At 58.9% G+C, this 15,558-nt stretch carries 12 protein-coding genes and 1 tRNA gene; 7 read left to right on the forward strand and 6 right to left on the reverse strand.

Annotated features, from left to right (window positions below):
• Positions 1-22: 22 nt before the first annotated feature.
• Entirely contained in the window at positions 23-688 is a 666-nt protein-coding gene (locus VM554_04625; protein ID HVJ07644.1) for a sugar phosphate isomerase/epimerase, read from the reverse strand.
• A gap of 544 nt (positions 689-1,232) precedes the next feature.
• On the opposite strand from VM554_04625, the gene VM554_04630 reads away from it, so the two are divergent.
• The 5 genes from VM554_04630 to VM554_04650 all read left to right on the forward strand — a co-directional run bounded on the left by VM554_04630 (position 1,233) and on the right by VM554_04650 (position 6,705).
• A complete protein-coding gene (locus VM554_04630; GenBank protein HVJ07645.1) occupies positions 1,233-2,534 on the forward strand; it encodes an MFS transporter in 1,302 nt (433 codons plus the stop codon).
• A gap of 74 nt (positions 2,535-2,608) precedes the next feature.
• Positions 2,609-3,385, forward strand: coding sequence for a glucose 1-dehydrogenase (locus VM554_04635; GenBank protein ID HVJ07646.1), 777 nt, complete (start codon positions 2,609-2,611; stop codon positions 3,383-3,385).
• A gap of 34 nt (positions 3,386-3,419) precedes the next feature.
• Positions 3,420-4,115: a bifunctional 4-hydroxy-2-oxoglutarate aldolase/2-dehydro-3-deoxy-phosphogluconate aldolase gene (gene eda / locus VM554_04640; GenBank protein ID HVJ07647.1), complete on the forward strand. Its 696-nt coding sequence runs from the start codon at positions 3,420-3,422 to the stop codon at positions 4,113-4,115.
• Between the two features lie 119 nt (positions 4,116-4,234).
• Entirely contained in the window at positions 4,235-5,536 is a 1,302-nt protein-coding gene (locus VM554_04645; protein HVJ07648.1) for a lactate racemase domain-containing protein, read from the forward strand.
• Positions 5,537-5,622: 86 nt separating this feature from the next.
• Positions 5,623-6,705, forward strand: coding sequence for a sugar kinase (locus VM554_04650; protein HVJ07649.1), 1,083 nt, complete (start codon positions 5,623-5,625; stop codon positions 6,703-6,705).
• Positions 6,706-6,992: 287 nt separating this feature from the next.
• On the opposite strand, the gene VM554_04655 is transcribed toward VM554_04650, so the two are convergent.
• The 5 genes from VM554_04655 to VM554_04675 all read right to left on the reverse strand — a co-directional run bounded on the left by VM554_04655 (position 6,993) and on the right by VM554_04675 (position 11,887).
• Entirely contained in the window at positions 6,993-7,733 is a 741-nt protein-coding gene (locus VM554_04655; GenBank protein ID HVJ07650.1) for a FadR/GntR family transcriptional regulator, read from the reverse strand.
• A 147-nt stretch (positions 7,734-7,880) separates the two neighbouring features.
• Positions 7,881-8,291 carry a VOC family protein gene (locus VM554_04660; protein ID HVJ07651.1) on the reverse strand — a complete coding sequence of 137 codons (411 nt, stop codon included), beginning with the start codon at positions 8,289-8,291 and terminating at the stop codon, positions 7,881-7,883.
• A 97-nt stretch (positions 8,292-8,388) separates the two neighbouring features.
• The gene (locus VM554_04665; protein ID HVJ07652.1) at positions 8,389-10,233 is read right to left on the reverse strand and encodes a beta-L-arabinofuranosidase domain-containing protein; all 1,845 of its coding nucleotides are present in this window, start codon (positions 10,231-10,233) and stop codon (positions 8,389-8,391) included.
• Positions 10,234-10,433: 200 nt separating this feature from the next.
• Positions 10,434-10,525 (reverse strand) — tRNA-Ser (locus VM554_04670).
• Positions 10,526-10,771: 246 nt separating this feature from the next.
• Positions 10,772-11,887 carry an energy transducer TonB gene (locus tag VM554_04675; GenBank protein ID HVJ07653.1) on the reverse strand — a complete coding sequence of 372 codons (1,116 nt, stop codon included), beginning with the start codon at positions 11,885-11,887 and terminating at the stop codon, positions 10,772-10,774.
• 302 nt (positions 11,888-12,189) lie between these two features.
• Here VM554_04675 and ileS point away from each other — a divergent pair, with 302 nt between their 5' ends.
• Positions 12,190-15,042, forward strand: a complete 2,853-nt coding sequence (gene ileS / locus VM554_04680; protein HVJ07654.1) for an isoleucine--tRNA ligase — start codon at positions 12,190-12,192, stop codon at positions 15,040-15,042.
• Entirely contained in the window at positions 15,039-15,539 is a 501-nt protein-coding gene (gene lspA, locus VM554_04685; protein HVJ07655.1) for a signal peptidase II, read from the forward strand. The genes ileS and lspA overlap by 4 nt, the downstream gene beginning before the upstream one ends.
• Positions 15,540-15,558: the final 19 nt, after the last annotated feature.

The raw sequence follows: 15,558 nt of genomic DNA on the forward strand, positions 1-15,558 counted from the left end.
CTCGTCCTGAAGCCGACAGGCCCTAGGCCTTATCGTTCCTTCCGGCAAGAACCCCGCGCATGTAAGCGAAGCTCTCCATCATGCCCGGCATGGGATCGTCTGGATGAATCTCATATTCCAGATCCACACAGCCCTTGTAGTTCTGCTCGATCAGCGCGTTGAAGATAGCAGGAATCGGCATAAGCCCTTCGCCGACCGCCACCTGGCTATCCCGGCTATGGAAGTCCGTCAGGTCCTTGATGTGCATGTCGAAGAGACGCGGTCCGCACTGCTTGATGGCGTCCACCACGTTTGTTCCGGCGCGCTCGGCGTGTCCTGCATCCAGGCAAACGCCCATCCGCGGGTCCATCCCCTGTACGGCCTTCAACGAGTCCAGGGGCGAGGGGAACTGCTTATCCTCGGGGCCATGATTGTGGATCGCAATTCGAATGTCATATTCTTTGGCGAACTTCTCGATGCGGGGAAGCGTCTCCCGCGTGGGGCCCGCCACGATCAGCGAGATTCCCGCCAGCTTGCAGTATTCGAACTTGGGCCGCATGTCGGCATCGTCATCTTTTGTCATGTAGATGGTGCCCGCCGCGGTCAGTTCGATTCCGGCATCGCGATAGACTGCGGCTGCCTGTTTGATCTCCGCGGGAGTGCCCATCGGCAGGTGGAAGTCCTTCACGTTCAGGTAGGGCGTTCGCAATTGTTTGAGATCCGCGATAACCTGCTGGGGTTGAAATTTTCTCAGGGAGAAGCTCGCTACTCCGAGCCGAATGGGAGATGATGACTCTTTCTTATTGCTGTCATTAGCTGCAGCAAGGGATGCATGAGGAGAGAGAAGCGCGGCAGTTGCTGCCAGGGCGCCTCCACGAAGGAAGCCACGTCGACTCGCTGTCTGGATCATGCACGGAAATCTACGACGCAGATATGGGTATGTCAAGCTATCTTACACATTTAAAAATCGTTGACGATAGCCTATCCATTACGGGCACAATTCCTATCGCTCGGAGCACGGTGGAAACCTTGAGGAACGTGGTCTTTACGCCACAACTTTCACCTCTGGCGCAAATTGACAGCTCCACAACCCCACTGCTACCGTCATCTGTAAGGTTGCCTGACAGATACTTCACACCCATCCATTTCCTGCTCCCCCGCGCTAATTTTGCAAAACCAAAGAGCAGACGGTCTTGAGAGGGGTCTGTGACCTGCGGCCCATAACACAGGATCCACAACGGCGAGGAATTCGAATGAACAAGGCGCAGAGCGTCGACGAGAGCGTGATGTACCGCCCTAAGGACAACAGCAACCGCATGCGCTGGGTCCTCTGCGCGCTGCTTTTTCTGGCCACCACAACCAACTATATGGACCGCGTGGTCCTGGGCATTCTCGCTCCATTGCTGGAAAAAGATATGCATTGGACCGAGAACAGCTATGGCAACATGGTGGCGAGTTTTACCTTCGCCTACGCCCTGGCTTACCTGCTCTCCGGACGCATCGTCGATCGCTTTGGCACCCGGCGCGGATACGGTCTGTTTGTCGGCATCTGGAGCCTGTCTTCGCTGGCACATGCATTCGTCCACAGCGTCGTCGGATTCGGAACTGCCCGCTTCTTTCTGGGTATTGGTGAGTCCGGCAACTTTCCCGCCGCGTTGAAGGCGGTGGCCGAGTGGTTCCCAAAAGAGGAGCGCGCCCTTGCGACGGGAATCTTCAACTCCGGCACCAATTTCGCCGCCCTGCTGGCTCCTGCCCTGATTCCTTATATCGCCCTGCGCTGGGGATGGCGCTACGCATTCGTCTTCACCGCCGGCTTGAGCATGTTATGGCTGATCCTCTGGATGGCCTTTCCCTACAATCGCCTGCGGCCGCATGGCGAACTACTTACGCAGAGCGCCGTTCAACTGGAAGAGTTGACCGAGCAGCGTTCCTTTACCTCGCTGCTGCTGGATCGCGGAACGCTGGCTTTTGCCGCCGGTAAATTTCTCACCGATCCTGCGTGGTGGTTCTATCTATTCTGGGGACCGAAGTTTCTCAGCAGCCAGTTTCATATGTCGCTCAAGCAGATGAGCATTCCTCTGACCATCATCTACTTTGGTGCAAGCTTCGGCAGCATCCTTGGAGGATGGCTCTCCGGAATGTGGATGAAGCGCGGACATACGGTGAACTTCAGCAGGAAGGCCGCAATGGCCATCTGCGGGGTTTTCGCTCTGCCGGTTGTCATGGCAAGCCACATTCCAAACTTCTGGATCACCGTTGCGGTGATCACCGTCGCGGCGGCGGCCCATCAGGGCTGGTCGGCCAACATATTCTCTACGCCATCCGACCTCTTCCGCGCAGGCTCGGTTGCTACGGTGGTTGGAATTGGCGGAACAGCAGGCGCGCTCGGCGGTACGGTCTTCGCCAAGCTCGCCGGCTATATGCTCAATCGTACGCATAACTACTCCACCCTCTTCGTGATTTGTGGATGCAGTTATCTGGTAGCCATGCTTTTCTTCCAGGTAATGGTTCCACAACTCAGCCATAATCGAGGCCGCGCCGCAACCGATGCTTAAGCATCGGTTGCGCAGGACGCCATAGTTCTGCAAACCAAAAATCGAAATCCAGATCAGCAGAAGGAGCATGTACGTTGGGAAATTCACTTTTTTCTTTGGAAGGCAGAACCGCGGTTGTTGTCGGAGGTACTACTGGAATTGGCCATGCACTCTCACTGGGCCTGGCCGAAGCGGGAGCCGATGTAATTGCATCCGCGCGACGGCAGGATCAGGTGGAAGCGATCGCCGCTGAAATCGAAGCCAAGGGGCGCAAGACCCTGCGAATCACTTCGGACGTCCGCGATAGAAATTCGCTCGAGAATTTATCGAGCACGGTACTGAATTCCTTCGGCAAAGTCGACATCCTGGTGAATTGCGCAGGCATCACGAAGCGTGCACCCAGTCTCGATTTCCCCGAAGACTCATGGAACGACATCCTGGACACGAACCTTACCGGAACGATGCGGAGCTGCCAGGTATTTGGCAAGCACATGCTGAGCCGGGGTTACGGACGCATCATCAACATAGCGTCGATCTCGACCTTTCTCGGCTTGTTTGAGGTCACAGCTTATGGAGCAAGCAAAGCGGCTGTCGGCGAATTGACGAAGTCCCTGGCGGTGGAGTGGTCACGCCACGGAGTGATGGTGAATGCAATTGCACCCGGATTCTTCCGCACCGCTTTGAATGCAGCGCTGCTGGATGGAACGGATCGGGGCCGGGAAATCCTTACCCGCAGCCCGATGGGCCGTTTTGGAAAGATTGAGGAGTTGGTCGGCGCCGCGGTCTTCCTTGCATCCGAGGCAGCCAGCTTTATTACCGGCGAAATCCTCGTGGTGGATGGCGGCTATCTTGCCAGCGGTGTGAATCGGTAGAAACAGGAACCTGTACAGCAAAATAAGGACGTTGATGACGAAGGCTCAGGTATTGGCTCGAATTCACGATGCAGGACTGTTGCCGGTACTGCGTGCAAGTTCATCGGAACAGGCGCTTGCCCTGGCAGGCGCTCTCGAGGCGGGCGGCATCACGGTATTGGAAATCACGATGACGGTCCCCGGCGCGGTGGAGGTGATTCGCCGGCTGGTGTTGGAGGCGGGAGATCGCCTGCTGATCGGTGCCGGAACCGTGCTCGATCCGGAAACGGCGCGCGCCTGCATGCTCGCGGGGGCGGAATTTATCGTGAGTCCCTCGCTCAATGTGAAGACGATCGAGATCTGCCAGCGCTATGGAATCGCGGTACTTCCCGGCGCGCTGACGCCGACCGAGGTGGTCACCGCCTGGCAGGCGGGCGCCGATGTGGTTAAGGTTTTCCCTTGCAGCGCGGTGGGCGGAGCAAAATATCTCAAGGCGCTCAAAGCTCCGCTGCCGCAGATTGAACTGATCCCCACCGGCGGCGTATCGCTGGCCACGGCAAGCGAGTTTCTCGAGGCGGGTGCCTATGCGCTGGGAGTTGGCAGTGATCTGGTCGATGCCAAGGCAATCCAGGCAGGCAGGCCAGAGAGCATCACGGAAAATGCACGGAAGTATCGGACGATTGTGCAGCAGGCGCGAGGGTTCAGCAAACCAGCGTTGCACTCGAGCACTGAAGAAGTCCGCACGGTTTGAGGATTGGAGCCGCTTCCCCGATTGCGGCTCTTAAGGACCATGAGAAGAAAACTCGAGGCTGGAAATGGCCTGCCGCTGCGGCATTGCATCCTGGGGCCGTCGCGGAGTTTGGAGGTACTGTGGTTAACGGAATAGGAAATGCGGATCGTTATCTGACCAGGGACGAGATACGAAAGGTCGTTTCCGACGCTGTGGATTCGCTTGCATTGGATAACAAGCGGGTCCTGATCATCATTCCCGACGGCACTCGCACGATGCCGATGCCGCAGATGTTCGAAGCATTTCAGGAGCTGCTGCGCCCCAGAACCAAGGCTCTTGATTACCTGGTCGCGCTCGGCACTCACCAGGCAATGACGGACGAGCATCTGAGCAAGCTGGTTGGCCAGCCAGTTGTCGATGAAAAGGTCGGCGAAACCCACATCTTCAACCATCATTGGGAAGACCCGGCAAATTTCGTCAACTTCGGATCCATACCGGCAAAGGACATCTCCGACCTCACCGGCGGACTGGTGGCGAAGGAAGTGCCGGTTAGTTTGAATAAGTTGATTCTTGACTATGACCATCTCGTGATCTGCGGCCCGGTATTTCCGCACGAGGTAGCAGGCTTCTCCGGCGGCAATAAGTATTTCTTCCCTGGCATCGCCGGCTCGGAAATTATCAACTTCACACACTGGCTTGGCGCGGTCATCACCAACTACAAGATCATCGGGACCGACTACACGCCGGTTCGGGCTGTGATCGATCGTGCGGCGGCAATGATTCCCCGCCCCACCTCGCTCATCGCGCTCGTCGTCACGTATGAGGGTGTGGCAGGTCTCTATTACGGATCGACGCAAGAGGCATGGGCCGCCGCAACCAAGCTCTCCGCGAAGAAGCACATCGTCTATGTCGACAAGCCGTTCCGGCGTGTGCTCTCGGTAATGCCCGAGATGTACGACGATCTGTGGACGGGCGCAAAGGGCATGTACAAGATGGAGCCTGCGGTCGAAGACGGCGGCGAAGTGATCATCTACAGCCCGCACATCACTGAGGTTAGCTACACCCACGGCAAGCTGCTCGATGAAGTTGGATACCATTGCCGTGACTACTTTCTGAAGCAGTGGGATAAATTCAAAAACTACCCTGGCGGCGTGCTCGCCCACTCCACACATTTGAAGGGCCTTGGAACGTACGACCCCGCAACCGGCATTGAGACGCCGCGCATCCATGTGACATTGGCCACCGGCATTCCCGAGGAGCGCTGCCGCCGCATCAACCTCGGATATCTCGATCCGCGGAGTATCAACCTGGACGACTGGCGCAACCGTGAGCAGGAGGGCATCAAGCTGGTTCCCCACGCGGGAGAGACTTTATTCCGCCTGAAGCACCCGGCCGCCGCGTCCGAATCGCAAGCTACAGCAGCAATGCAGACGGTGTCGTAGCGCCGCCGCAAGACATTGACTTTGAAAACCGCCCGAAGGGACCAGCCGTCCTATTCGGGAGTGAACGACTAAGGAGAAAGACTCAAATGGATCTCGGATTTAAGATCGCAGAAAAAGGCACACTGGATTTTCTTTCGCTCGGTGCTCTCGTCCACCGGCTCGATCCAGGCATCATCCCGTTTCGCAAAGCTCATGACCTTGCAGTCCACGTAAGCGGCGGCGAATTCAATGTCGCTGCCAATCTTTCCGATTGTTTTCGGCTGCAGACCGGCATCGCCTCCGCCATGGTCTCCTACCCGGTTGGCGATCTGATTGCGGAGCGCGTGCGCGCCATGGGCGTGCGCCCTCTGTACCGCACCTTTACGCACGATGGCACGCATGGCCCCAACATGGCGACGGTATACAGCGACCGGGGATTTGGCGTGCGCGCCCCCGTGGTCTTTTACAACCGCTGCAATGAGGCGGCAGCGCTGCTGAAGCCCGGCGACTTTGATTGGTCTGCGATCTTTCAAGAAGGAGTGCGGTGGTTCCACAGCGGCGGCATCTTTGCCGCGCTCTCCGATACCACGGCAGAGCTGGTGATTGAAGCCATGAAAGCCGCGCGGGCCGCTGGAGTCATCTGCTCGTTTGATCTGAATTACCGCGAGAAGCTCTGGAAGTTCCGGGGCGGAGCAGAGCGCGCTCAGGAAGTCCTGGGAGCCATCGTGGAGAACGTGGATGTACTCGTCGGCAATGAAGAAGACCTGCAAAAGGGTCTGGGCTTTGCCGGTCCCGAGGTAGCTGCGCGTTCCAAACTAGATCCCGCTGCCTTCCTCTCCATGATCGAGCGCGTGACCGCGCGTTATCCGAAGGTGAAGGTTGTGGCCACGACCCTGCGCGAAACCCACTCCACCAATCGTCATAGCTGGAGCGCGGTGGCATGGGTAAATGGAACTCCCGTATTCGCTCCCACCTGCGAGCTGGATGTTTATGATCGCGTAGGCGGTGGCGATGGCTTCGCCGCAGGCTTTATCTATGGCCTGCTCAGCGGAGAGGCTCCCGAAGAAGCGATCAAGCTGGGATGGGCTCACGGAGCGCTGCTCACTACCTTCCCCGGCGATACAACGATGGCAACCGTGGAGCAGGTCAGGGACTTCGCTCGCGGTGGATCGGCGCGAATCCAGCGCTAATCGCGGACCTGGAAGGGTCCAGGTCCAATCGCAGCCCGGTCCCCTATCCGGGCTGCGTGACCAAACGTGAGGGGCAGCTACTCCATCAGGAGTAGCTGCCCCTTCGACGCTGTAGAGTGGATTCGCCGACGCTGACCGCTTCGTTTGTCATCCTGACCGCTTCGTCATCCTGAGCGAAGCGAAGGCTCCAGAGCCACAACCCATTCGCAGACCAACGGCCACTGACCTATCAGACAGCCTTACCTGACTAACTGGATCGAAAAACGGGATTCCTGCAGGATTCCGGGCTATTTCGCTCGTACCTTGGCGGTGCGAGCCTCGTCGGCAGCACCCACCGATGCAGATTCATGCTCGCCGGAGAGAGTCTCTTTGACGCGCAGCAGATGTTGCCGCATGGCGGTTCGCGCTCCCAGAGCATCGCCGGTTGCAATGGCAGCAAGAATGGCCTTGTGGTCGCGCACCGTCGCCTCCTGATTCCTCAGCAATCCGGTCCGCTCGCTCAGCTTGGTAAACATCGGGTTGAACATGTTGCTCCACAGCGTCTCCACCAGGCCGGTTAGAACGCTGTTGCCCATCACGGACGCAATTCGCTTATGGAAGGCTTGATCGGCGTCCCTACCATGACCACCTTCCTCCATCACCCGTTCCATTTCTTCAATGGTCTGCCCAATTTCCTGGACGTCTTCTGGTGTAGCCAGCACCGCCACATTGGCGGCAATCTCTCCTTCGATAAGCAGGCGTGCATTCAGAAGTTCGAACGGGCCTGGGCCGGAGTCCAAGATGATAGCCCGTGCAGGTGTGTGCTTGCTGACATAGATGCCGGACCCGGTGCGAACCTCAACCAGCCCGGAGATCTCCAGCGCGATCATGGCCTCCCGAATGGTGGGACGGCTCACGCCAAGTTGCCGCGCCAACTCCTTCTCCGAGGGAAGGCGCTTGCCGGCGCTGATCTTTCCGCTGGCAATGAGGTCCTCAATACGGCTGGCCACCTGTTGGTAAAGGCGCTGTGTAGCTATTGGTTGGAGCATAGAAGCAATATCCTGGCGTGTCCGCAGGGTATCAGATAGCTTGACAGCCGTCCATATGCGCGATTCTGCGCGAACCCGCACCGGATTACGGGGCTTGCCCGTCATCCCAAAGATGGAGAGGTTTGCAGTCGCCCCGTCAGCGAGGGTTCAGGCGCGCTTCTCGCAGTTGATCATCCAGGGAATACCGAACTGGTCCACCAGCATGCCGAAACGGACGGCCCAGAAAGTCTCCTGCAGGGGCATCTGCACGGTGCCCTTCCGCACCAATGCGTTGAATACCTTTTCGCTCTCCGCCGGATCCGTGAAGGACAGACTCAGAGATATCCCGTGGGTTGCCGAGTAGCGCTCGGGCGGAACGTCGGAACCCATCAATACCTGCTCCCCCACCGTCAGGCGTGCATGAATGATCTGGTTGAGCTGATCCGCGGGCGTATCCTTCGCCATTGGCGAATCCGCATACTTCATCATGACTTCGATCTTGCCGCCAAGACTCTGCTCGTAGAACTTGAACGCTGCCTCGCATTGACCGTTAAAGCTAAGATACGGATTCAACTCCATAGTTCGCTCCTTGGTTGACGATATATGCTGACGGGCCGACGGTGTTTGGAACGGGTACAAGATACCAGAATCCTCCTGCTCCCAAATGCCTGCAGTGCTAGCTGACGTCCAGATAGGTGGTATAGCGCTCCTCGCCGATCGCCGTAAAAGGAAGCAACCGCAATCCGCCGGAAGCGGCCTCCGCCTGCCAGGCATCCTGTCCTGGAACCCTCTGCGCAGCCAGCAGCTGTTGGCGTGTAATGCGGGGTGTCCCTTCCGTAACGGCGAATAACACCAGCGGCCCGCGAACCAGTGCGACGGTGCCGGGATGTTTCGCATCGATGGCCTCAAGGCGCATCGGCAGGGCAAGATCCAGTGCAATGCGGTCGCCATCTCTCCATCTGCGGCGCAACGTTGCGAACCCGGAACGGACTGGCGCAGAAAGCCGCGAGCCGTTCACGCGGATCGTCGCTCCTTCTGCGGAGGTGCTCCAGGCGGGAATCCGCAGCCGCAAGGCGAACTCCGAGGGGCGCGACAGCCTCAGGTTCATCGCAATCCTGCCTTCGAGCGGGTAATTCCCTGCCTGCGTCAAAGCGACCTGCGCACCGTTCGCGCTGGTCCATTGGACGGTAGACGGCAGGTAGAGGTTCACATAGACGCCATCCGCGTCATGGAGGTACGTAAGGATACGATAGTCCGCCGCAACCTGCGGCAGCGTGCCAGAGCAGCAGGGCCACGCATCGGGAAAATACGATTTACTGCCCGCCGAGCTATAGTCCGAGTAGTAGAAGGCACGCCCATCCCTCTGCAAAGGCTTCGCGCCCAGCACCGTGTTGTACAGGACGCGCTCCATGCTGTCGCCATAGCGGCCATCGCCTGTCACCCGCAGCAGGTAGCGGCTCAGTTTGAAGTGCGCATAGCTGCCGCATGGCGTTTCAAAGCTGTGATGGGTGTGGGCAAGGCTCGCATAGAGATCGCCGCTCTCCGGCGCGCGGAAGCTTTCATCAGGTCCCCAGCCGCCCGTAGCGAAGCTCTGCGTTGCGGTGATCATGTCAAACGCGTTGCTCGCCGCGCGCAAGTGCTTCCTGCTGCCGGTCACGATGTAGGCCTGCATCGCGGAACTCAGCGCATTGCAGAAGCTGTAGGCATGGTGCCCGGCGAGAACATTCCTGTTTTCGGAGAGAGGATCGAAATAGGTTTCATCGAGCAGGTAACGGCCTGCCATCTGCCGATATCGCTCTCCCGCTCCCGACTGCGACGCGAGATAAAGATTCTCCGGCAGCGTGTAGGACTCGTCCCAGGTGTAGTCGTCCGAGGTGTTTTCGCCTATCGACGCGCGCCACTGCCTCTGGACGGCATCGCGATCGAGCGCATGCGGCGGCAGATGCGGCTGCGCAGCGTCCGTCGTGCGATCCAGAAGCGGCAGTGCCTGCGGCAAGCCAGCATACCTGTGCGCATCCAACAGCCCGATCACCATCTTGTCGTAGTCATAGGCCGGAAAGCGAAAGTTCGTGTAAAAGCGGCCCGAAATGGCAGGCGCATAAAGATCCAACAGCTTGGCAATCTTCGCGCGGGTACGGGCATCGCGGTCCACGGCGTATCCACGCGAGAGGGCGGAGATCCACTGACCGAATGAGTGCCCGGGCGCAAAGCCATGGCCGCCGCTTGGCGTCTTATCCAGGGGAACCTCGTCGTACCAGCCTCCCATATCCGGCCCAGGTGCAGGCAATCCGGCACGCAGACGCCACGGCTTCAGCAGGCTGTCATCATTCAGGGACATCAGTACGGATTGCGTCTGAACAAATTGTGTCTGCGCGAGTCCGGGAGCAAGCTCCACGTCTCCATAACCGAATTCCTTCAGAAGAGCCGGCTCTTGCTGCTCCCCGGCAAAAAGCAAAGGACGGGACCAGAGAGCCGCACCAGCGAGACTCGCGGACTGCAGAAACGAACGACGCGTCAGCATGAAAAACCTCAATCGGAATACTATGACAGCCCGGTAGAGTCGCCAAGCAGATCCCTTTGAGGGGGACGCAATTGCGCCCATACTCCTTGAGAAACAGTCAATTATCGTCGATCGATTGGCCCGGCCTCATGGGGAAGGCGGCCCTTAGCTGATGGGGCTTTTGTGCGTTTCTCTGGAATCAGCAAGATGGGTGTGGATGCTGGCGGAGAGGGGGAGATTCGAACTCCCGATACCCGTAAAGGTATGCCTGATTTCGAGTCAGGTGCATTCAACCGGGCTCTGCCACCTCTCCGCTGTGGGCAAATCAGTTGTTCTTTCCGGCATTCGAGGTAACAGCCCCGCCGGTTGCAGGGCGAAGATCCCGGATCAACTGCTGCATCTTGAGTTTACTGGTAAATGGGAGTTGAGACAAATGGTGCGGGACACTTCCGCACAAAGAAAGAGGCGCACAAAGAAAGTGGGCGCATGAAAGAGGGCGCATACAAGGAAAGAGGGCGAAGCACGTATGCCCCGCCCTCATCCCGACTTACCGAAGCCTTTAGTAAATGCGGAAGTTGACCTCGATACTGATTTCTACTGGTACCGGGTGCCCCTGGAAATATGCTGGTTTGAATCGATACTGCCGCACTGCGTCCAGGGCTTTCTGGTCCAGCCCCATGCCGAGTGGCCGCGAAATGCGGATATGCTGCGGGTTGCCCTGAGCATCGACGATCATCGACACGATGCAGATGCCCTGATACTTGGCGCGACGCGCTTCGTCTGAAAACTCCGGATCGACCGAGTAGATCAGCGAAGGTGCGGAGACGCCGCCGCCTACGTGGTAAACGCCGCCACCATAACCGCCACCGGAGCCAGCGCCAATGCCGCCGCCGGAACCGCTGCCGAGGCCGCCACCGCTGCCGCTGCCCATTCCGCCGCCACTGCCGGAGCCATTGGACGCCAGCGCTACCTGGTTGGACGACGGCATGCCCAGGTTCGGCATGTTCGCGTCAGGCAGCTTGATGTTTGGCATCACCACAGAGGGGGGTACGGGCAACTTTGGATTCTCGTTGCGAACGATCTGAGGAGGGGTGATCTGCTGCTTGTCGAACTTGGGCAGTTTGCCCTTGGAAACATCTACAATATCGTGATCGCCACCGCCGCCACCGCCGCCCATGGCCTGACTGTTCTTGGGTGTGATGGGGATAAAGGGCTTCACATCCACATCTGTCAGGTTCATCGCGGGCTTACGCACCGGCTTGTGAACAATGTTGTTAATCAGGAGCAGGCCGATGATCGTGATGGCCACCACGTGGATGACAAAGGAGAGGAAGCTGGAGGCAGGACTCCTCTTCTCCGCGAGGATCTCCTTGACCGCAATTGGCTTGGACGTGAGTTCCAGCGGCGGAAGCTTCCGCGGGAAAAAGATGTCGAGGACGTTGTCCCTCATCTCTTTCCACAAGGGAGGCTGGGCCAGAGGATCCGCCACAGCGACCGCGTGCGAGCTTAATTGGAGGGGTTTCTGCTTCCTGGGGGCGAAGGCATCACGCACATTGGAGACCAGAGAACTCCACATCGAGCCATCTGCTTCGAACAACTGCTCGACAGGGTTCTGTCCGTCATCCTGTGGCTGTTCGGGATCCAACTGCGGAGGTGTCAATACCTGATTACCCATATGTACTTGTGCTGGAAAGCCACAAAAGTGACCCTCCGCATCTCCTCATTATGGACGACCACTAGGCTGCTTGTCTCGTTTACGCTGCCGGATTTTTTTGGTCCGGTCGTCTCCGGATCCCATTTTCGGCTCTTCAACGGGGCTCTTGGTGGCCCTGTCCGCTCTCGATCGGGTCTTCAGGCTTCTCCAAATCCTTAGACGGCGGAAGTCTCCATTGGGTCACCTTTTATCACCCTCTTTTTTTATCTTCAGCGCCAGCTACAATAGAGTTTTACCGTTCCACCTTACCTATGGGAGATACGATGTCCGCTCCGCCGGAGCTCAAGGCGACCCTTACCCTTCCTCAGACCGACTTTCCGATGAAAGCCAATCTGCCGCAGAATGAGCCTGTCCGTCTCAAGGGATGGGCAGAAACCCATCTGTATGAGCAGATTCGCCACGCACGGCAAGGCGCGCCAACCTATATCCTGCACGATGGACCGCCGTACGCCAACGGGCCCATCCACCTTGGTCATGCGCTCAATAAATCCTTGAAGGATTTTGTAGTCAAGTCCAAGACCATGGCCGGCTACGACGCACCCTACGTCCCTGGCTGGGATTGCCACGGCCTACCAATCGAGATCAAGGTAGACGAGCAGCTTGGCCGCAAGAAGCTGGAGATGCCCGCCATCTCGGTGCGCCGCGCCTGCAGGGAGTACGCTCAGAAATATCTCGACCTGCAAAGGTCGCAATTCGAGCGCCTTGGCGTCTTTGGCCGCTGGAGCAATCCCTACTCCACAATGACCATCCAGTACGAGTCGAAGATCGTGGATCTCCTCTTCCGGTTCCTCGAACAGGGATTTGTTTACAAGGGATTGAAGCCCGTCTACTGGTGCATTCAGGACCGTACCGCTCTGGCCGAAGCCGAGGTGGAGTACGACATGCACACCAGCCCCAGCGTCTACGTCCGCTATGCGCTCACCAGCGATCCGGCGGCGATTGACCCGGCGCTGGCAGGGGAAAAAGTCAACGCCATCATCTGGACAACTACGCCCTGGACGCTGCCCGCCTCGCTGGCGATTGCCTTCCATCCCCAGTTTGAGTACCTCGCGATCGAGCAGGATGGACAGACCTACCTGGTAGCCGAAGCCCTGGCCGCTTCCACGCGGGAGGCTCTCGGGCTGCAGAATGCGGTCGAAGTAGCCCGCTTCAAGGGTTCGAAGCTGGAGTATGCCACCTTCCAACATCCGTTCCTGGATCGCTCGATCCTCGGGGTCAATGCCGATTACGTAACCACGGAGCAAGGTACCGGCGCCGTCCACACTGCCCCGGCTCATGGCGCGGACGACTTCTACACCGGTGGCCGCTATGGCCTCAGCCAGGAGTGCCACGTCGATAATGGCGGACACATCCGTGGTGGACTGCCGGAGTACGACGGCCTTACGGTCTTCAAGGCGAACGAGCCGATCATCGAGCTGCTGAAATCACGCGGCGCCCTCATGGGACGATCGGATATTCAGCACTCCTATCCGCACTGCTGGCGCTGCCATAAGCCCATCATCTTCCGCGCCACGGAGCAGTGGTTCATCGGCATGGAGACGCCGATGAAGCAGCCCGACGGCTCGGAAACCACCTTCCGCCAACTGGCTCTGAACGAAATCAAGCGCGTCAAGTGGGATCCGAAGTGGGGCGAAGAGCGCATCTCCAACATGATCGCAACGCGGCCGGACTGGTGCATTTCGCGCCAACGCATCTGGGGAGTCCCCATCGCCGTCTTCCTCTGCACCAAGTGCAACAAGCCCCTGGTGAACGAAGCGGTCAACCGCAGCATTGTGGACCTGTTTGCGCGGGAAGGAGCCGACGCATGGTACATCCATGAGGCGGCAGAGCTGTTGCCCGCGGGAACCATCTGCTCGCAGGATGGCTGCGGCGGAAGCGAGTTCCACAAAGAAATGGACATCCTCGATGTCTGGTTTGAATCTGGCGCAAGCTGGCATGCGGTGCTCGAAGCCGATGCGGAGCTGCGCTGGCCGGCAGACCTCTACACCGAGGGCGGAGACCAGCATCGCGGCTGGTTCCACTCTTCCCTGCTGACCTCGGTCGCAGTCAAGGGAGCGGCTCCTTACAAAATGGTTGCCACCTCCGGCTGGACGCTCGATGAGCAGGGGCGCCCGCTATCGAAATCGCTCGGCAATGGCGTCGATCCCGTGGATATTGCCAAGCGCCTGGGCGGAGAGATTGTGCGCCTGTGGGTTGGCTCGGTGGACTTCCGCGAAGATGTGGCCGCCAGTGAAAACCTGATGCAGCGGGTTGCCGACAACTATCGCAAACTGCGGAACACCTTCCGCTTTCTGCTGGGCAATCTGCACGGCTTCGATCCGGCAAAGGATGCTGTGCCCTTTGAGCAGATGGAGCCGCTGGACCAGTACATGCTGGCACGCACCCGCGAGGTCACGGAAAAGGTACTGCGCTGGTACGAGGAGTTTGAGTTTCACCGCGTCTACATGGCGTTGAATGAATTCGCGGTGGTCGACCTCAGCTCGCTCTACCTGGATGTGCTGAAGGACCGGATGTACACCTTCGCTCCGGCAAGTCCTGCACGCCGGTCGGCACAGACCGTAATGTGGAAGATCGCGGAGGCCCTGGTTCGGCTTGTCGCTCCGATTCTCAGCTTTACTGCCGATGAAGTCTGGAGCTATCTGCCGCCTGTGGTCGAGCGGGAGCCGAGCGTGCACCTGGCGCTGTTCCCCAAGCCGGAAGAGCTTGCGCCCGGAGACACCGCCGCCTGCCTCGCTGACTGGCAACAGATTCTCGCAGTACGCGAGGACGCCTTCAAGGCGCTGGAAGAAGCTCGCAAGGAGAAGCGCATCGGCAAGGCACTGGAGGCAAAGGTGCTTCTGAAGGTCTCCGCCCCCATCGCTGCATTGCTGTCCAGGTATGAGAAGGCGTTAAAGGAAGTCCTGAATGTCTCCCAGGTGCAGATCCAGACGCTCGCGGCATCCGACGCCAGCACGCAGGTAGATGTGCTTCCGGCAGAGGGAGAAAAGTGTGACCGCTGCTGGAACTACATGCCCGACGTCGCTGCCTACGGAGCATGGCCGCACGTCTGCGGACGCTGTCGCTCCGCACTCGCCGAGATGGGCATTACGCCGCCGGTTGAGGAGGCTCACGCGTGACCCAATCGCGACCGCGCGACTGGCGCATCCCGCTGTATACCCTCTCGGCCCTGGTGGTGCTCCTCGATCGGCTGACCAAGATCTGGGTGACGCAGCACATTGAGATCGGCCATGCGATCCCGGTGATCCCGCGCGTCTTTCGGATCACCCACGTGCTCAACTCCGGCGCGGCCTTCAGCCTGTTCGCGGACTCTCTCTCGCCGGAGCGGGTTCGCTGGATGTTGGTCGGCTTCTCCCTGCTGGCTGCGGTGGCCGTCTTTGCCTTTCTCTTAAAGATCGGCCGGCGGCTCACGCTGACTGCGCTGGCCTTGTCCCTCATTCTTGGAGGAGCCATCGGCAATCTCTACGACCGAGTGCGCTTCGCCTCCGTGGTGGATTTTCTCGAGGTCTACATCGTCCGCTACCACTGGCCGGACTTCAACCTGGCGGACTCCGCCATTGTCATCGGCGCTATCCTGCTGATGCTGGATGCCTTCCGCAACGCCAAGTCGGCGTAACCGGTCGGCCGAACCCATA

The sequence above is a fragment of the Acidisarcina sp. genome (assembly GCA_035539175.1).
Taxonomy (GTDB): Bacteria; Acidobacteriota; Terriglobia; order Terriglobales; family Acidobacteriaceae; genus JANXZS01.

What these genes read in the sequence shown, in the direction of transcription:
- VM554_04630 (HVJ07645.1), top strand. Translation starts at nt 1,233, where the DNA reads ATGAACAAGGCGCAGAGCGTCGACGAGAGCGTGATGTACCGCCCTAAG.
- eda (HVJ07647.1), top strand. Translation starts at nt 3,420, where the DNA reads ATGACGAAGGCTCAGGTATTGGCTCGAATTCACGATGCAGGACTGTTG.
- VM554_04650 (HVJ07649.1), top strand. Translation starts at nt 5,623, where the DNA reads ATGGATCTCGGATTTAAGATCGCAGAAAAAGGCACACTGGATTTTCTT.
- VM554_04655 (HVJ07650.1), bottom strand. Translation starts at nt 7,733, where the DNA reads ATGCTCCAACCAATAGCTACACAGCGCCTTTACCAACAGGTGGCCAGC.
- VM554_04660 (HVJ07651.1), bottom strand. Translation starts at nt 8,291, where the DNA reads ATGGAGTTGAATCCGTATCTTAGCTTTAACGGTCAATGCGAGGCAGCG.
- VM554_04665 (HVJ07652.1), bottom strand. Translation starts at nt 10,233, where the DNA reads ATGCTGACGCGTCGTTCGTTTCTGCAGTCCGCGAGTCTCGCTGGTGCG.
- VM554_04675 (HVJ07653.1), bottom strand. Translation starts at nt 11,887, where the DNA reads ATGGGTAATCAGGTATTGACACCTCCGCAGTTGGATCCCGAACAGCCA.
- ileS (HVJ07654.1), top strand. Translation starts at nt 12,190, where the DNA reads ATGTCCGCTCCGCCGGAGCTCAAGGCGACCCTTACCCTTCCTCAGACC.